Consider the following 18,143-nt stretch of genomic DNA (forward strand, 5'->3'; position numbering starts at 1 on the left):
ACTTTTACCTATGGAAATCAATGAAAATTTGCAGGCCGAACGCAACTTAAAAGGAGCTGAGTTCGAAAAAAACGGAAATCTTGAAAAAGCAATTGAATTGTATGAGGAAAATGTAGCAGAAAGCTTTAAAGGAAATCATCCTTACGATCGATTAGCAACGATCTACAAAAATCAGCTTGATCTTGAAAATGAAATCAGGATTTTAGAAAAAGCAATTATTGTTTACGAGGAAATTACACTCGTAGATCGATTGGAAGGATTGCCAAAACTTTTCCGCTTTAAAAACCGATTAGAAAAGGCAATTGAAACCAAAAAACAATTGGCTAAGCAGAAAAAGGCTAAACTGAAATAAAATACTTTTAAACTGCTACAAGATGAGTAATTTAAAACGAACCAATTCAGATGATATCGATTTTATAAATCTCGTTGCTTTATTAGATAAAGATCTGGCAATTAGAGACGGAGATGATCATGCGTTTTACAATCAGTTTAACAAAACCGATAAAATAAAACATACGATTGTTTATTACGAAAACGACATTCCTGTTGGTTGTGGCGCTTTTCGTGAAAAAGAAAGCGATAAAACCGAAATCAAAAGAATGTATGTTCATCCTGATTTTCGAAAAAAAGGAATTGCATCAAAAATTTTAGCCGAATTAGAAATCTGGGCCAAAGAAGTAGGTTATACTTATACTATTTTAGAAACCGGAAAAAATCAGCCCGAAGCCATCAACTTATATCAAAAATTAAATTATACCATAATTCCAAATTATCCGCCTTACGAAAAAATGGATAATAGTGTTTGTATGAAAAAGACTTTATAATAATGAAAATTACTGCCGAAGCATTACGCCAAAAAGTGGGACAATTCTTTTTTCCTGCTGTTTTTATAAACGATACCGAAGAAAATATTCAGGAAACCGAACGTTTAATCAAAGAACATAACATTGGTGGATTGACTTTTTTTCACAGTCGTGCGAGCGCTGCGACGAATTATGAAAGCAAGAAAAAAGTTGTTTTTAATGATGACAGTTACGAGAAAATCAAAGCCTTAATTGTTCGTTATCAAAAGGCAGCTTCTACTCCACTTTTAATTAGTATTGATGCGGAATGGGGTTTGGCAATGCGTATCGAAAAAACACCTCAATATCCTTATGCAATTACGCTTGGTGCTTTGCCGGAAAACAAATCTGATTTGGTTTTTGAAGTTGGAAAACAAATCGGATTGGATTTAAAAGCAGCCGGAATTCAGTATAATTTATCGCCTTTGGCAGACATCAACAATAACCCGAATAATCCGGTTATTGGTTATCGTTCTTTTGGTGAAAACAAAGAAAAAGTAGCCGATTTTTCTGTTGAATATTTAAAAGGAATGTCAGAAGTTGGTGTTTTAGGCTGTCTGAAACATTTTCCCGGACACGGAAATACCAATGTTGATTCGCATTTAGGATTGCCTGTTTTAAAGGAAACTTTAGAAGAATTATTAGAAAAGGAATTATATCCATTTATAAAAGGAATTGAAAACAATGTCGATTCGATTATGATTGGACATTTGGCAGTTCCGAGTTTAAATGACGGAAAAGATACGTCGGCAACTTTATCAAAAGCTGTTATTCAAGATTTATTGCGTGATAAATTAGGTTATGACGGTTTGGTAATTTCTGATGCCTTGAATATGCACAGCGTTTCTAAACTTTACGAAACCAAAGGGCATTTAGAATGGGAAGCTTTCAACGCTGGAAACGATGTTTTATGCTTCGCTGAAAATGTTCCGGAAGGAATTGAAGAAATTCTGAAAAATGCTTCGCCAGAACGCATCGAAGAAAGCTTTAACCGAATCATGAAAGCGAAAGAAAAAGCCGGAATTCTTTCTGGAAATACTGCTGCTTCGGGCGAATTAGATTTTAGCAAAACATCAGGATTAAATCTGGAAGTTGCTCAAAATTCAATTACTAAAATCATTGATAATTCGAGTGCAGAATTAGCTTTTGAAGCGCAGAAAAACAACAAACTTGCCAAACTGAGTTTATATAAAAATACCGAAAACACTTTCTTTAAAACTTTAAATTCAAAATTGACTTCTCCGGAATTTGCTTTTGAAAACTTAGAAGTTTCGGATATTTCATCAATCAAAAAAGAATTAGAAAATTTTGAAACTATTATCATTTCATTATTTGTTCCAAAGGCAAAGCCAATGAACAATTTCGAAATTGACAATGAAGTTTTAGACTTACTTTCTGATTTACTTCAATCCAAAAAATGTATTGTTTATGTTTTCGGAAATCCATACGTTTTACCAATAATTCTTAATCTTAAAAAGGCTTCAGGATTGATTCAGGCGTATCAGGATTTTGAAGAATTTCAGAAAACTGCAGGAATTCAATTTTTAGAAAAAATTTCTTCAAACGGAATTCTGCCAGTAAATATTGATATCCAATAAGTTAAAACATTAAATAGTCAAAATTTATCAACTTATAAATTTTTATAATCACATCTTATTGTAAGTACCTGTGCTTATACCCTACTTTTGCACCAGAAATAAATTTTTAACGTAAAACGAAAAATATGTCTTTAGTAGGAAAAAAATTCCCAAGTATTGCAGTAGATGCTATCTCAGAAATGGGTGACAATTTAAAAATTAACATTTTTGAAGAAGCAGTAAACAACAACAAAAAAGTATTATTGTTTTGGTACCCAAAAGATTTCACTTTTGTTTGCCCAACTGAATTACACGCCTTTCAAGCTGCATTACCAGAATTCGAAAAAAGAAATACTATCGTAATTGGTGCTTCTTGCGATACTAACGAAGTTCACTTTGCTTGGTTAAACACACCAAAAAACAATGGTGGAATTGAAGGTGTAACTTACCCAATCTTAGCGGATACAAACCGTAACTTATCTAACATTTTAGGAATTTTAGATATTGATTCTACAGAGTACAGCGAAGAAACGGATTCAGTTATCATCGAAGGTTCAAACGTAACTTTCAGAGCTACTTACCTAATTGACGAAACTGGAAAAATTTTCCACGAAAGTGTAAACGATATGCCATTAGGACGTAACGTAAACGAATACTTAAGAATGGTTGACGCTTACACACACATCCAAACAAAAGGTGAAGTTTGTCCTGCAAACTGGGAAGCTGGTAAAGAAGCAATGTCTGCAGACAGACTAAGTACTGCTGAATACTTAAGCGCTAATTAAGCTGCTAAGATACTAAGGTTCTAAGATGCTAAGTTCTTTAACTTAACTTTTGAATCTTACATAAAATTCTACAATAAAAGTCGAGAGATTCTAAGATTAAACTTAGATCTTAGAATCTCAACGACTTAAAAAATCCATCAAAAATCCACATAAAGTTATACGGTTCAAGAAGCAAAACTTAGCATCTTAGAACCTTAGCAACTTAGTGTCTTAAAAAATAAAACTATGTTAATCGACTTAAACGAAGATACGTTAGCAGATTTAGTTGCTAAAAATGAAAAAGTAGTAGTCCAATATTCAGCTTCATGGTGTGGGAATTGCCGTATTATGAAACCAAAATTCAAAAAATTAGCAACAGAAAATGAAGCTATCCCTTTTGTTTTGGTTGATGCAGAAAATTCTCCTGAATCAAGAAAATTAGCTAATGTGAGCAACTTGCCAACATTTGCAACTTTCGTAAATGGGCAATTAGTTGGCGAAACGCAGACTAACAAACAAGAAGTTTTAATCGATCTTGTAAACGCAATTGCTTAAATTTAGATCGTTAGACTGGCTTAGATTTTTAGACTTCTTAGATGTTTTAAAAATTTTAAAGTAAAGTCTAAGAAGTCTAAGAATGTCTAAAAATCTAAGAAGTCTAAACTATGAAATTACCAGTAATAAAGCATTTAACGCAATTCATCGAAGAAAACGATCAGGATTATATCATTGAAACGATCGAAGTTCTAGAAGCTATGACCGAAATTCCTTCTCTAAAAGATGAAGAATTAGATGTAATTGGCGAATTGATTTCAAACATGTACGGTGCTCTTGAAGTGCAAAAATTGGTTGCACAAGGAACAGATAAAAAAGAAGCTTTAAATACGTTTATGAAACGTGTTTTAGGTTCAATCGATAAATAAATCGGCCTCTTTTTCAAATAAAAAACAAAAAAACATGACTGAGAAAGCGTTTCTAATTTTAGGGACGCTTTTTTTTGTATTGTGGTAAATGGCACGCGGATGACACGGATTCACTTCGTGAAGTCACGGATTTTAACGGATTTTTTTCTCTTTATCATTACGTATGAAACAAAAAAAAATCCGTTTAGATCCGCGTTTTTGCGTAAGCAAATCCGTGTCATCCGCGTACAATCTATACAAAAACTAAGATAAAAATTCGCCTCCTTAATCTCTCCTTAAACCCTTAACAAATACTTTTAGATTCAAATATTAATCCTTACTTTTGAACCTCATTAATTTAAACAAAAATCATGGCTTCAATAACTTTAGGAGGAAATCCAGTTCATACATCAGGCGAATTACCAGCAGTTGGATCACAATTAGCTGATTTCAAATTAGTACAAAACGATTTATCAGTTGCTTCATTAAGCAATTTCGCTGGTAAAAAATTAGTTTTAAATATCTTCCCAAGTGTTGATACAGGAACTTGTGCAACATCTGTTAGAAAATTCAATGCAAGCGCAAGCGGATTAGAAAACACTACTGTTTTATGTATTTCAAGAGATTTACCTTTTGCTCAAAAACGTTTTTGCGGTGCTGAAGGTTTAGAAAATGTAGTAAACTTATCAGATTTCCAAACTGGTGCATTCGGTAAAGCAAACGGATTAGAAATCGTTGACGGACCATTAGCAGGTTTACACTCAAGAGCAATCATTGTTGTTGATGCTGACGGAAAAGTTCTTCATACAGAACAAGTAGCAGAAATTGCAAACGAACCAAATTACGAAGCAGCTTTAGCAGCACTATAATATTTTCCAATAAATGGAGTTTCAAAAAGATAATACATTTGTTACAGGTCGCTTAAAAAGTGTTACTTATGCTTTTAAAGGAGCTGTAAAATTGATTAAAACAGAACACAGTGTTATGGTTCAATTCTCATTGGGAATTATCATGACCATAGCTGGTTTTTATTTTCATATTTCACAAACCGAATGGCTTTGCCAGACATTGGCTATTGGCTTAGTTTTAAGTGTTGAAGGATTGAATACAGCAGTTGAAAAAATTGCCGATTTTATTCATCCAGATTATAGCAGACGAATCGGTTTTATTAAAGATATTGCTGCCGGAGCGGTATTTTTTGCAGCAATGACAGCAATAGCGATTGGCTTAATTATTTATATCCCAAAATTTATATAGGCAAGGAACGCAAGAATGGCAAAAACAAAAAAAGAAACTGCAGAGAAAAAAACCGAATCAAAAGTCGAGAACATTAGGTCTTGGAAATTAACCAAACAACAAAAGTTTGTTTTGGGATGCCTTTTGGTACTCTTTTCAATCGCATTATTGGTTGCGTTTATTTCGTTTTACGTTAACGGACAATGGCAGACAGACCAAAGTGCTGTCAACAGTCTTGGTGACCGAGACGAAGTAGTACAGAACTGGCTCGGAAAATTCGGGGCTTTTCTTGCTGATCTTATTGTTTACAGAGGCTTCGGGATTGCTTCTTTCATTTTTGTCCGTCTCTTTTTCTTGACTGGATTGTTTTTGGCATTGGAACTTTCGACCAAAAAATTAAAAAACACTTGGTTTTGGGATTTATTTGCTATGATTGTTGTTTCTGTTCTTTTTGGTTTTTTCGCTACATCAGCGCCAGAATTAGGAGGAACAATTGGTTATGAGTTAAATCTTTTTCTTCAGGATTACATCGGAAAAACAGGAACTTTACTTAGCTTGCTTTTTGGACTGATCGTTTATTTGATTTTCAAAATAAAAGTATCTCCTGAAAAAATTCAGTCTTATTTTGATTCAACTAAAAAGGAATTCAATTCAGAATTAGAGTCTATAAAACCAATTCAACAACAACCACTACAACCTGAAAGTGCTTATAATTTAGAAGAATTTGCAATTGAGGAAGAAGAAGATCCTGAATTGGATAACATTCACTTAAAAACAGTTGACTCTCAATTCGAAATCAACAAAGAAGCTTTGAAACCAACTATTTCAAATTCGTCAGAAATTGATCTAAATCCGGTTTTAAAACCTGTTCAAATGAATATCAACCCTGCCACCGTTACAGCTCCAGTTCATACTGAAGAGTTTGTAATTGAAAAAGCAGAAGAAGAAGATATTATCGAAGAAAACCTAGCTTCTCGCCTAGTTGCTGATTTTGGATTGTTTGACCCAACTTTAGATCTGTCGAATTATAAATTCCCAACCATCGATTTATTAAAAGAATATTCGACGGGCGGAATTACCATCAATCAAGAAGAATTAGAAGAAAATAAAAACAAGATTGTAGACACTTTACGTAACTACAAAATTGAAATTGCTCAAATCAAAGCAACCGTTGGACCATCAGTAACTTTATACGAAATTGTACCGGAAGCCGGAATCAGAATTTCTAAAATTAAAAGTTTAGAAGATGATATTGCGCTTTCGTTATCCGCTTTAGGAATTCGTATTATTGCGCCAATTCCAGGAAAAGGAACAATTGGTATCGAGGTTCCGAACAAAAACCCAACTATGGTTTCTATGAAAAGCGTTATTGGAGCCGCTAAGTTCCAAGAAGCTGAAATGGAACTGCCTATTGCATTGGGAAAAACAATTTCAAACGAAACTTTTGTTGTTGATTTAGCTAAAATGCCTCACTTATTGATGGCGGGTGCTACTGGACAAGGAAAATCGGTTGGATTGAATGCGGTTTTGACTTCTCTTTTATACAAAAAACATCCAGCAGAAGTAAAATTTGTTTTGGTTGACCCGAAAAAAGTAGAGCTTACACTTTTCAATAAAATTGAAAGACACTATTTAGCTAAACTTCCTGACACTGAAGATGCTATTATTACTGATAACGCTAAAGTTGTCAATACTTTGAATTCGCTTTGTACTGAAATGGACAATCGTTATTCTTTATTAAAAGATGCGATGGTTCGTAATATTAAAGAATACAACGATAAATTCAAAGCAAGAAAATTAAATCCAGAAGCTGGCCACCGATTTTTACCTTACATCGTTTTGGTTGTCGATGAGTTCGCCGATTTAATTATGACTGCAGGAAAAGAAGTCGAAATTCCGATTGCGCGTTTGGCTCAGCTTGCGCGTGCTATTGGTATTCATTTGATTATTGCTACACAAAGACCTTCTGTAAACGTAATTACAGGTTTGATTAAAGCCAATTTCCCTGCCAGAATTGCCTTTAGAGTAACTTCAAAAATTGACTCTAGAACAATTTTGGATACACAAGGTGCTGATCAATTGATTGGACGAGGAGATTTATTATACACAAATGGAAACGATGTTGTGCGTGTACAGTGCGCATTTATTGACACTCCTGAAGTTGAAAAAATTACAGATTTTATTGGCGGACAAAAAGCGTACGCCACAGCATATTTGCTTCCGGAGTTCATTGGAGAAGAAAGTGGCATCAATCTTGATATAGATATTTCCGAAAGAGACACCTTATTTAGAGAAGCTGCAGAGATTATTGTCAATGCACAGCAAGGTTCTGCTTCATTACTGCAGAGAAAATTAAAATTAGGCTACAACAGAGCCGGACGATTGATTGATCAATTGGAAGCAGCCGGAATTGTTGGCCCTTTTGAAGGCAGTAAAGCAAGAAGCGTGAACATTTTAGACTTAAGTGCTCTTGATCAATTTTTTAATAATGAACAAAATTAACCCCATCATGAAAACGAAAATTCAGGAAATCAGAAACAATTCTATCACTAACATGACTAAAAAGTGTTTTCAAATAGCCGCAATATTGCTTTTGAGCTTCACTTCAACTCAGGCTCAGGATAAAAAAGCCAAAGATTTATTGAACGAAGTAACGACTAAAATAAAAAGTTACGACAATATTGTTATCGATTTTAAATACTCTTTGAATAATGCTAAAGAAAACATTAATCAAGACAGTAAAGGAAATGTAACAATGAAAGGAAATCAATATGTTTTGAATTTCATGGGTGTTACTAAAATATTCGACGGGCAAAAAACCTATACAATAAATCCTGAAGACGAAGAAGTTACTATTTCTAAAGTCAATGAGAAAGATGACAATGCTATTACGCCTTCAAAAATGCTTACTTTCTTTAATTCTGGATACAAATACAACATGGATATTGTTCAGAATGTTAAGGGGAGAAAAATTCAGTACATAAAATTAGTTCCGACAAGCGGAAAAGATCAAAGAAAAGAAATTCTTTTAGGCATTGACGTTCAGACAAAACACATTTACAATTTGATCGAAACTGGAAAAAACGGAACAAAAACAACTTTAACCGTTAATTCTTTTAAAACCAATCAGCCTTTATCAAAAAATCAATTTACCTTTGTAGCGAGCAAATATCCAAAATACTACATCAACAAATTAGATTAATTACGGGTTGAAAATTTTAGACAAATACTTACTAAAAACATTTCTGATTACGTTTACTACGGTATTCGTAATCCTTTTTTTTATATTCATACTTCAAACAGTATGGCTTTTTATCGCAGAACTTGCTGGTAAAGATCTTGATCTTATTCTGGTTGTGAAATTTTTATTATTCTCAATGCCGAGAATTATCCCGTTAGTTTTACCGCTATCTGTATTATTAGCCTCAATTATGAGTTTCGGAAACTTAGCCGAAAATTATGAATTTGCTGCTATGAAATCCTCTGGAATTTCACTTCAGAGAGCAATGCGTATTCTAATTGTATTTATTTGTGTTTTAAGTATTGTTGCATTTTGGTTTGCCAATAATGTAATTCCGTACGCAGAGTATAAATTTGTTAATTTCCGAAAAAATATTGCACAGGCTAAACCTGCCATGGCAATTGCTGAAGGCCAGTTTAATGATGTTGGCACTTATAATATTAAGGTAAATAAAAAATCAGGCGAAAACGGAAATATTCTGACCGGCGTAACGATCCATGAGAAAAATAATAATGTCGGTGAAAACAAAACCGTTATTAAAGCTAAAAATGGTAAATTAATCAGTAATGAAAAATCCAGTATCTTGAAACTGGTTTTGAATGATGGTTATTATTATCAAGATGTTACACCAAAAAAATACGAAGACCGAGCTAAACTTCCATTTGTAAAAGCGGCCTTTAAAAAGCAAATCATCAATATTGATTTATCGGAACTGAATAAAGTTGATGAAGATAAAGAAAGTGTAAACAGCACCAATGGAATGCTGAATGTTAATGAATTACGCTACACTCTTGACTCTTTAAATAAAAATCTGGATAATGAAATTATTTCTTTTTCAGAAAACATCAATCAACGCGTGGGAATCAAAAAAATCCCAATTCCAGTCAAAACCAATATAAAGAAAAAGCAATTACCTAACAATCTTTTATCATTATATAACAATAAGCAAAAATTAGATATTCTAAAAATGGCGAGCAGCAATGTAACCAGCAATGTTTATTCTATTGAAGCAACACAAAAAGATTTAAAAGATAAGCAACGTGAAATCAACAAACATCTCAGCGCATTATATGAGAAATTTGTGATTGCTTTCGCGTGTTTTTTAATGTTTTTTATTGGAGCACCATTAGGCGCGATTATCCGTAAAGGTGGATTAGGATTACCTATTGTATTTGCGGTATTAATTTTTATTACTTTCCACTTCATCAATACTTTTGGAAAAAGACTTTCGCAAGAAGGCGGTATGACTCCTTTTTTAGGATCATGGATGTCATCTTTTATACTATCCCCATTGGCCATTTTATTAACCTATCGTGCAACAAACGATAATGGTTTAATAAATTTTGACGCAATAACAACGCCAATATCACAACTATTTCAAAAAATTTCCGAGCGGTTTTTTACTGCTAAAAACAAATAATAATTATGTCAACAAAAATACAACTCAATACCATTGAAGAAGCTATAGAAGATATTCGTCAAGGTAAAGTTATCATTGTAGTCGATGATGAAGATCGTGAAAATGAAGGTGATTTTTTGGCTGCAGCTGAAAAAGTGACTCCTGAAATGATCAACTTTATGGCTACGCACGGACGTGGATTAATTTGTACACCACTGACAGAAAGTCGTTGTAAAGAACTTGATTTACGTGCCATGGTAACCAATAATACAGATCATATGGAAACTGCTTTTACAGTTTCTGTAGATTTAAAAGGCCACGGAGTTACAACAGGTATTTCTGCAGCAGACAGATCAAAGACGGTTCAAGCGTTAGTTGACGCCAATACAAAACCTCATGATTTAGCTCGTCCTGGACATATCTTCCCATTAATTGCAAAACAAGGTGGTGTTTTAAGAAGAACTGGACATACCGAAGCTGCAATTGATTTTGCAAGACTAGCGGGATTTAAACCTGCTGGCGTTATCTGCGAAATTTTGAATGAAGACGGAACAATGTCACGCTTGCCTCAACTTATTGAAGTAGCAAAAAAATTCAATTTAAAATTAGTTTCAATTGAAGATTTGGTCGCTTACCGAATGCAGCATGACAGTCTGATTGTTAAAAAAGAAGATTTTGATATTGAAACCCGTTTTGGAACTTTTAGACTGAGAGCTTACGAACAAACTACAAATAAACAAATCCATATTGCATTAACAAAAGGAACATGGAACTTAGGCGAACCTATTTTAACCCGGATCCACTCGTCACAAGTTAACAATGATTTGTTAGGTACTTTAACAAACAATGCCGAACAGCAATTAGACGATATGTTTAAAGTTATTAATGAAAATGGCAAAGGAGCTATTATTTTTATTAATCAGGACATGACTGCAGTTAATCTATTAAATAGAATTTCTGAACTTAAAGCTTTGCAGTCAGAAGGAACATTAAAAGCACCAAAAATAATTATCGATAGTAAAGATTACGGAATTGGAGCCCAAATTCTTCATGATATTGATATTTCAAAAATCAGATTAGTTTCAAATACACAGCAAACAAAACGTGTTGGAATGATTGGATATGGTTTGGAGATAACTGAGTACGTAAATTACTAATTCATGGGAACAATAGAAGAAAGAATTATAAAATCGGAAACACGAATCTTTAAAGCCGTTTTCCCGAGTACAACCAATCATTATGACACTTTATTTGGAGGAACAGCGCTTCATCTCATGGATGAAGTTGCCTTTATTTGTGCGACACGTTTCAGCCGTAAAAAAGTTGTAACCATTTCAACTGGTCAAATTGATTTCAAAAAAGCAATTCCGGCCGGAACTTTAATTGAATTAGTTGCAAAAGTAATTAGTGTTGGAAGAACAAGTTGTAAAATTCATGTCGATATTTTCATGGAGCAAATGTATTCTGAACTTCGTGAAACTGTAGTTTCAGGAACTTTTTCCTTTGTCGCTGTCGATGAAAACAAAAAACCAGTGCCAATTTTAGACGATTTAGAATAAAATTTTCAAAAAACTCATTTTGTAAACACTGATAACTAGACACTTGAAAATTACTTAAAAAAAACCTCTAAAAAAGTTTTTATAATCGGAAAACCGTCTTATATTTGCACTCGCAATCAGCAAATGATAGCAACATACTGGAGAAATGGCAGAGCGGTCGAATGCGGCAGTCTTGAAAACTGTTGACTGTAACAGGTCCGGGGGTTCGAATCCCTCTTTCTCCGCTGAGAGCTTAAAAAGAGACTTTTCAAAGTTTACAAAAAAGGCTAAAATTCACGGAAAACCCTGCAAATCAAACGATTTGCAGGGTTTCTTATTTTATACCGTTTTTCAATATTTTCAAAAACAGACAAAATCTTCGTGGCGCATTCGTGGCGCAGGCTAAGATTTTAAAAGTGTGCCACAAGATTTTATCTTAAGTCCCGATATCAAAGGGGTTAAGCACGTTTACATCTTGTTTAAATAAGGTTATAATTCTACATTTACTAATCTAATAAATTGAATTATGCTAGAGAACAGCTTTGGGTTAATTTTCTTCTTGAAAGTTCCCCGACATGAGAGTAAAATTAGAACCGTTTATTTCAGAATCACCGTTGACGGCATTCCTAAAGAAGCATCCACAAGACGCCAATGGGATCTGGAGCGATGGAACCAGAAAACTGAAAGAGCAGTCGGAACAAAAGAAGACGCAAAATCACTTAATTTTTTTCTGGACTCGCTCACCTCGAAAATCCACGATATCAAAACTGAGATACTCTACAGCGGAAAACCGATAACCGCACAAAAAATCATGGATCACGTGATGGGAAGAATAACGCCGAGAGTAAAAGTGCTGGAAGAATTTCAGAAACATAATGATGAACTGAAAGCCCTTATAGGCAATGGTTACACCGGTGCAACGCTGGAAAGGTTTAACATAACCAAAAACCACGTGTCCAATTTTATAAAGTTCAAGTATAATGCTGATGATTTTGAATTTGCAGATCTAGATCTTGAATTTGTAAAAGATTTAGAGTTTTACCTGCGGTCTGTGCGCAAATGCAGCAATAATACAACCCTTAAATACATTGCCAACTTCAAAAAAATTGTCATTCGTGCACTTGATAAAGAAATTATTGAAAAAGACCCTTTTAAAAGCTTTAAAGGCAAAAAAACTAAAATTGTAAAAAAGCCTATCTCTGCAAAAGAATTGGCCGAATTGGAAGCCCATCAGTTTTCAATAGAAAGACTCAGTATAGTACGCGACATTTTTGTATTCCAATGCTACACAGGGCTTGCATACATTGATGCCTACCAGCTCACAAGTGCGGATATAAAAGACGGAGTAGATGGAAAACCCTGGATTATCTCTGAACGGCAGAAAACTAATTCAACTGCAAAGATTCCGCTCCTCCCTCATGCTGCCAGAATTCTTGAAAAATATAAAGATCATCCTCTCTGCATCAAACGAGGGACTCTGCTGCCTGTTTATTCCAATCAGAAAATGAATGGCTACCTTAAAGAAATTGCCGTATTGTGCGGTTTTCCTTTCCCACTTAATACCCATATGGCGCGCCGTACATTTGGAAGCACGGTAACCTTGAACAATAATGTCCCAATTAACGTGGTCAAAGAGCTGCTCGGGCACTCCTCTGTCAAACAGACAGAAGCTTATGCCATAACAGAGCAGACAACTATAGGAAGAGAAATGTCCATACTAAATCAAAAACTCACTCAGCATACAAATGAGATTTCTCAAGAAGATTTAACCACTCTTGAGAAACTTGAAAAAGAAATTCAATTAATTAAAAGTAAATATAAAAATGCATCACTTTATCACTAAAATGGAGTCTAACCAATACACGAATTGTAAGAACTATTAATTTAAAAAACATCCAAATATTAGCATCTTTAAAATGTTAAAATGATACCTCATGGGTTCGAGTACTGCTCTCCCCACGGAAAGGCCAAAAAGGCGGAAAACTTAAAGTTTTCAATCTTTTCAAAAAGCCATAAAAAATGTCTGAAGACCTGCAAATTCAAGGATTTGCAGGTTTTTTTTATTTTAGGCCTGTTTTCAATATTTACAAATCCTCACAAAATTAAAGGTGCAGAATCGGTGCACTTTCCGGCTGGAGGTGATACCTTTTTTGCCACAAAAAGCTAAGGCGGTTTTAGAAATATTGATTAAATTTATTTTGATAAATTGTAAGAATAAATAGTTACAAAACAATTCATCACTCTATAAATTTGAAACCATGGAAAATACTCGAAAAAAGTGGCCGTTGGAATTTAAAATTTGTGCCGTCACAATCAGTAATCAATATAAAAGTGTATTAACTGTATCCCAGGACCTAGGCATCAGTGAAAATAGCCTCCAACATTGGAAAAAACTTTACAAGGAAGGAAAATTGACCCTCGAGAAAAAATCAGATTTAGATGCTAACCAAAAAGAATTAATAAGATTAAAAAAAGAAATCATAAATATTCAGATAGAAAAGGATATCTTAGAAAGCAGCGCAGGAATTATTTTACAGAAAAGACGGCTTCGCTATAAATTCATCATGGAAAACTGTGAAAAATTTCCAATTATTAAGATGTGTAAAATTTTCAAGGTAGATCCAAGCTGTTTCTACAGATGGAGGAAAGACCTATCTACGAGCAGAGCTGAAAGAAAAATATTTATAACATCTGAAATTCTAAGAATTTATCATTGGAGCCTAGGAAGGTACGGAAGCATAAGAATAACCAAAGAACTTTCAGCGATAGGCATAAATGTATCCCGCACGTATGTTGGAAAGATAATGATAGAGAATCATCTTCAACGGGTCACAAAACTAAAGTTCAAAAGAACTACAATCTCTTCTCCCAAATATCCTGCCGCTGACAATTTATTAAATCAAGAATTTAAAGTTAGAAACCAAAACCAAGTCTGGGTATCTGACATTACTTACATCCAGACTAAGAAAGGCTGGGTATACCTTACCGCAGTAATAGACCTCTTCGATCGTAAAGTTATAGGCTGGTCCATAAGCAACTCCATGAAAGCAATAGATACAACGATAGCCGCTTTTAAGCAAGCCTTGCGCAACCGTCCATTAATTCGAAACCAAAAATTAATATTTCATTCAGACCGCGGAATCCAATACGCCTGCAAAGCCTTTGTGTACATTTTATCGCAAAATGATCAGATTACGCAAAGCATGAGCAGAAAAGGAAACTGCTACGATAATGCAGTTGCTGAAAGCTTTTTCAAGACAATTAAATCAGAGCTAATTTATCAGAACCAATATGCATCCATAAAAAAAGCAAAAACATCAGTCACCAATTATATCAAAAATTTCTACAACACCTGCAGAAGACATTCAGCTCTTGAATATTTAACAATGGAAGAATTCCAAAAACAATATCTTCCGTAAAAAGCAATTAGTTTGCTTTTTAATCCACTTTGATATAATTAACAATGTTTTTATTTCTTTATTTAACAGAATTGATACCTTTTCTGTTGCAAAAAGCTAGTACTAATTTACAAACAATCTACTGCTCCAAGTCTTGTTGCGTTCTCGTAGCACATAACTTTCAAATGCTTCTTAAATTGATTAAAATCAAACTTTTCTCTACCAAGGTTCGAATTGCAGAGTATCATACTTATAATTAGAAAACGTGTAAATTATTCATTATGTACTACAAATTGGTTGTTTTAATGAAGCGAAAAATTAGTTTATTTCTGATTTATTACAAATAAAACATTCACGCTAACAACTGAGAATTCTAACTAAAATCGAATTTAAATAAATTAAAAAAACTAATATTGATAATTCAGCAGTTCATCATTTATTCCAATATCCCTTATAAGAAAAAATACATCCTCGGCTATATCGGTAGATGTAAAATTATAACTCAGGCTGCTTCCATGATAAACATTATGGTCTTTAATTATGAATCTCAACTGAATTAATTTTTCTATGGCCAATTTAGAAAAGAATTCATATCCGCCAAGTTTTAGTTCCTCGAAAGAAACCATTTTAGACAGGTCCGCTCTATTATAAATCCTTACAAAACAGGATAATTCAATATCGTTTAGCTCTTTTATGCCTTCAATAATAATTAAATCTTTATAGTTAACTGCTTTTGCTTCAGACAAAATCTGGCCAGCATAATATCCTAATATCATTGAGCCAAATACTGATTTAGAATTTATTGCATTTTCTATCGTATCGGTCAAAAAATTAAAGTTTTTTTCATCTTTCAAATATGTTTTCAATTTTTCGGCATCATTGAGCGCATTTGATCCATACTCATTTAAACTCAAAGCATAGGACTTCAGGAACTTTTTAAATTTTCTCTTTTTATTGAAGGTATACAATGCATTGACTGCCTTTACAGGCGCGAAAACATCTGAAGCCGTATCAGTTAAATCTTTAACTGGCTCAAAATATGAATCGATTATATCGTCCAGCTTTTCAATATTGTCTATTATATTTCTGCTAATACCAATTATATCCATAAGACAGACTTTTAGTGTGTTTTTTTTAAATTAAAAACAGATTCGTTACTGATTACTAACGGCTGATAAATTTTTTATTCAAATTATCGTACTGGTCAAAAATATAATCACAAAGCTGTTTTTCCTCATCAGTAAGCAGCGTTTCATCCTTATGACCCTGAGAGTAATACAGCTCATATCCGGATCGATCTGCATCCTGCAGCAGCAGTACTAATTTTTTATCCGCCCACATAATATTATCTTGAATGATTTCCTGCATTTCTACCAATGGAAAAGCACCTCCATACTCAATTTCTGTAACAGGTTTATTTCCAAATTTATCAAAAAGCTTTTTACGTCCCTCCTTAAAATTAAAGCACATAAAATGAGGCTTTGCCCTTTTAAACCTCTGCGAGAATCTGGGATATAAAATTGCAATTCCTGTTGCCAGATGTTTATTCAGAAGTAATTTCCTTAATGGTGCATAAATCAGAACATATTTATTCTCTATAGATTTCAATTTAAAATCTCTGGCAGATTGTTTCAAACCATACTTATATGCCCAGATATGCGATCCGATCAATGCTGATAAAATGGTTATCACGCCAACAATATTCTCCAAAGGTTTATCAAATTCAAAAGCCATAAAAAAACAATTAGTTTATTCAGTTCTAAAAATAGTGCTGCTTCAAAGACAATTTCATAGTAAAGCAAACAGCAATTTCAAATAATATACTGCAGAAATCAAATATAGAAAAAGCAGACAAATATAGCATATAATAAAACCCAAATTGCACAAAGCATCGATAAGCCTTTTTAATGGATCTGCTTTGGGCAATTCCAGCATTTTGCATGTTTAAAATATTCAATTTCATACTTCTTAACGAATGAAAATTTATTTTTAACTTAGCTCTATCAATACTCACTATAGATCTGTTTAACAGATTATTCAAGCACACCTCTTTAATGCCTTAACAGAAAAATAAAAATAAGCTTTGCAAAAAACACTACGAAAACCAGAAAACTGGCAGGATTTTGAATCTCTTTGTAAAAAACTCTGGGGGGAAATCTGGAAGATTCCCAATAAAATTAAAAAAAATGGACGTTTAGGCCAGGAGCAGGCCGGAGTTGACGTATATGGGATTCCTAAAGGGGAAACAAAATATTGGGGAATTCAGGCTAAAGGCAAAGATGATTATTCTAATGCAAAACTATCTGAAAAAGAAATACTGCAGGAAATTGAAAAAGCGAAAAAATTCCAGCCTAAACTTGGTGTGTATATTATTGCTTCCAGTTCAAATAAAGATGCAAAAATAGAAGAGTTTGTGCGGCTGCAGGATATTAAAAATCAAGCGGATGGTTCTTTTGAGATTTTATTGTACTGCTGGGAAGACATGGTTGATCTCATTGAAGAAAACCGGCAAACCCTAAATTGGTATCTGGGAAATGGCAGCTTTCGAGAAAAATATGACGTCAGTGTCGCTTTTGAAAATGGCACAAGTCAAACCATCATAAAACCAAAATTTTTAAAGTTAATTACAAAATACAGATATGTTAATCCAAATCTTGAACTTTCCCGAAGTATATCCACTATAAGCAGGCAGTTTCAAATGATGGGTCCAATACCCACGATATATGGATCTAACGAGATAAACAAAAGCTGGTGCACTTTAGAAATCACGGTAAAAAATACTGGAAATGTCACACTGGAAAACTGGTATTTAAAATTAAAGATAGATGAAGCAAAGAAAATAAGCGATGGTTTTTATGTAGATTTTTTAATGAGTGAAACTACACGAAAAATGCATTATGATAACCGGACATTATGGGCATATAAGGATAGTAATGAATTTTTGTATGACCCTCTGGACAAAGAGCCCTTAATCCAGAAGTCCAGCAGAACCTTTGAAATAATGTTTATTCCCAATTTTGAACAGAAACATATGGGAATCTCGTGGGAACTTCTGGCAAGAGATTTTGACAAATCGGAAAAACTGGAAGTGGAACTGCAGCCTGAATATGAGGAAAAAATTAAATATATAGAGGTTGATAAGGATGACCATTTTAAAGAAGATAATGTTGAAATCAAAGAGCTGATTGAAACGAAAGATAGAAAAAGCATAAATATTATAAACATACCCCGGTAAACATTCAAGCA

General features: G+C 33.7%; 18 protein-coding genes and 1 tRNA gene. 17 read left to right on the plus strand and 2 right to left on the minus strand.

All coding sequences use genetic code 11. From position 1 onward, the window contains the following. The first annotated feature begins 10 nt into the window (after window positions 1-10). The 16 genes from GQ47_RS13530 to GQ47_RS13610 all read left to right on the plus strand — a co-directional run bounded on the left by GQ47_RS13530 (window position 11) and on the right by GQ47_RS13610 (window position 14,918). On the plus strand, window positions 11-352 hold the full coding sequence (locus GQ47_RS13530; RefSeq protein WP_035649259.1) for a hypothetical protein: 342 nt from the start codon (window positions 11-13) through the stop codon (window positions 350-352). 22 nt (window positions 353-374) lie between these two features. Then, on the plus strand, window positions 375-824 hold the full coding sequence (locus GQ47_RS13535; RefSeq protein WP_035649261.1) for a GNAT family N-acetyltransferase: 450 nt from the start codon (window positions 375-377) through the stop codon (window positions 822-824). Between the two features lie 2 nt (window positions 825-826). Next, entirely contained in the window at window positions 827-2,440 is a 1,614-nt protein-coding gene (locus GQ47_RS13540) for a glycoside hydrolase family 3 protein (RefSeq protein ID WP_035649263.1), read from the plus strand. Window positions 2,441-2,565: 125 nt separating this feature from the next. Further along, the gene (locus GQ47_RS13545) at window positions 2,566-3,204 is read left to right on the plus strand and encodes a peroxiredoxin (protein ID WP_035649265.1); all 639 of its coding nucleotides are present in this window, start codon (window positions 2,566-2,568) and stop codon (window positions 3,202-3,204) included. Window positions 3,205-3,429: 225 nt separating this feature from the next. After that, on the plus strand, window positions 3,430-3,738 hold the full coding sequence (locus GQ47_RS13550; protein ID WP_035649266.1) for a thioredoxin family protein: 309 nt from the start codon (window positions 3,430-3,432) through the stop codon (window positions 3,736-3,738). Between the two features lie 110 nt (window positions 3,739-3,848). Next, complete coding sequence (locus tag GQ47_RS13555) at window positions 3,849-4,106, plus strand: DUF6952 family protein (protein ID WP_008462029.1); 258 nt, start codon at window positions 3,849-3,851, stop codon at window positions 4,104-4,106. Between the two features lie 350 nt (window positions 4,107-4,456). Next, entirely contained in the window at window positions 4,457-4,954 is a 498-nt protein-coding gene (gene tpx, locus GQ47_RS13560; protein ID WP_035649269.1) for a thiol peroxidase, read from the plus strand. Window positions 4,955-4,967: 13 nt separating this feature from the next. Beyond that, window positions 4,968-5,342, plus strand: a complete 375-nt coding sequence (locus tag GQ47_RS13565) for a diacylglycerol kinase (protein ID WP_012024181.1) — start codon at window positions 4,968-4,970, stop codon at window positions 5,340-5,342. Between the two features lie 15 nt (window positions 5,343-5,357). After that, the gene (locus GQ47_RS13570) at window positions 5,358-7,823 is read left to right on the plus strand and encodes a DNA translocase FtsK (protein ID WP_035649273.1); all 2,466 of its coding nucleotides are present in this window, start codon (window positions 5,358-5,360) and stop codon (window positions 7,821-7,823) included. Between the two features lie 7 nt (window positions 7,824-7,830). Beyond that, the gene (locus tag GQ47_RS13575) at window positions 7,831-8,523 is read left to right on the plus strand and encodes an outer membrane lipoprotein periplasmic chaperone LolA1 (RefSeq protein ID WP_238567983.1); all 693 of its coding nucleotides are present in this window, start codon (window positions 7,831-7,833) and stop codon (window positions 8,521-8,523) included. A gap of 7 nt (window positions 8,524-8,530) precedes the next feature. Further along, window positions 8,531-9,982 carry an LptF/LptG family permease gene (locus GQ47_RS13580; RefSeq protein ID WP_035649276.1) on the plus strand — a complete coding sequence of 484 codons (1,452 nt, stop codon included), beginning with the start codon at window positions 8,531-8,533 and terminating at the stop codon, window positions 9,980-9,982. Between the two features lie 5 nt (window positions 9,983-9,987). Further along, the gene (gene ribB, locus GQ47_RS13585) at window positions 9,988-11,118 is read left to right on the plus strand and encodes a 3,4-dihydroxy-2-butanone-4-phosphate synthase (RefSeq protein WP_035649279.1); all 1,131 of its coding nucleotides are present in this window, start codon (window positions 9,988-9,990) and stop codon (window positions 11,116-11,118) included. 3 nt (window positions 11,119-11,121) lie between these two features. Continuing rightward, complete coding sequence (locus tag GQ47_RS13590) at window positions 11,122-11,520, plus strand: acyl-CoA thioesterase (RefSeq protein ID WP_035649282.1); 399 nt, start codon at window positions 11,122-11,124, stop codon at window positions 11,518-11,520. A 139-nt stretch (window positions 11,521-11,659) separates the two neighbouring features. Then, window positions 11,660-11,744: transfer RNA gene (locus tag GQ47_RS13595), tRNA-Ser, on the plus strand. 281 nt (window positions 11,745-12,025) lie between these two features. Beyond that, entirely contained in the window at window positions 12,026-13,342 is a 1,317-nt protein-coding gene (locus GQ47_RS13600; protein WP_035649284.1) for a site-specific integrase, read from the plus strand. A gap of 415 nt (window positions 13,343-13,757) precedes the next feature. Next, complete coding sequence (locus tag GQ47_RS13610; RefSeq protein ID WP_081909353.1) at window positions 13,758-14,918, plus strand: IS3 family transposase; 1,161 nt, start codon at window positions 13,758-13,760, stop codon at window positions 14,916-14,918. Window positions 14,919-15,304: 386 nt separating this feature from the next. Here the strand turns inward: GQ47_RS13610 and GQ47_RS13615 are convergent, their stop codons facing one another. Together GQ47_RS13615 and GQ47_RS13620 are read right to left on the minus strand one after the other, a co-directional pair. Continuing rightward, a complete protein-coding gene (locus GQ47_RS13615) occupies window positions 15,305-16,006 on the minus strand; it encodes a hypothetical protein (protein ID WP_035649290.1) in 702 nt (233 codons plus the stop codon). Between the two features lie 55 nt (window positions 16,007-16,061). After that, window positions 16,062-16,631 (minus strand): hypothetical protein, encoded by a 570-nt coding sequence (locus GQ47_RS13620; RefSeq protein ID WP_035649293.1) that lies wholly within the window; start codon window positions 16,629-16,631, stop codon window positions 16,062-16,064. A gap of 349 nt (window positions 16,632-16,980) precedes the next feature. Between GQ47_RS13620 and GQ47_RS13625 the strand changes: the two genes are divergently transcribed. Beyond that, a complete protein-coding gene (locus GQ47_RS13625; protein WP_051951526.1) occupies window positions 16,981-18,132 on the plus strand; it encodes a hypothetical protein in 1,152 nt (383 codons plus the stop codon). The last annotated feature ends 11 nt before the right edge of the window (window positions 18,133-18,143 follow it).

The sequence above is a fragment of the Flavobacterium sp. ASV13 genome (assembly GCF_000745775.1).
In the GTDB taxonomy this organism is placed as follows: Bacteria; Bacteroidota; Bacteroidia; order Flavobacteriales; family Flavobacteriaceae; genus Flavobacterium.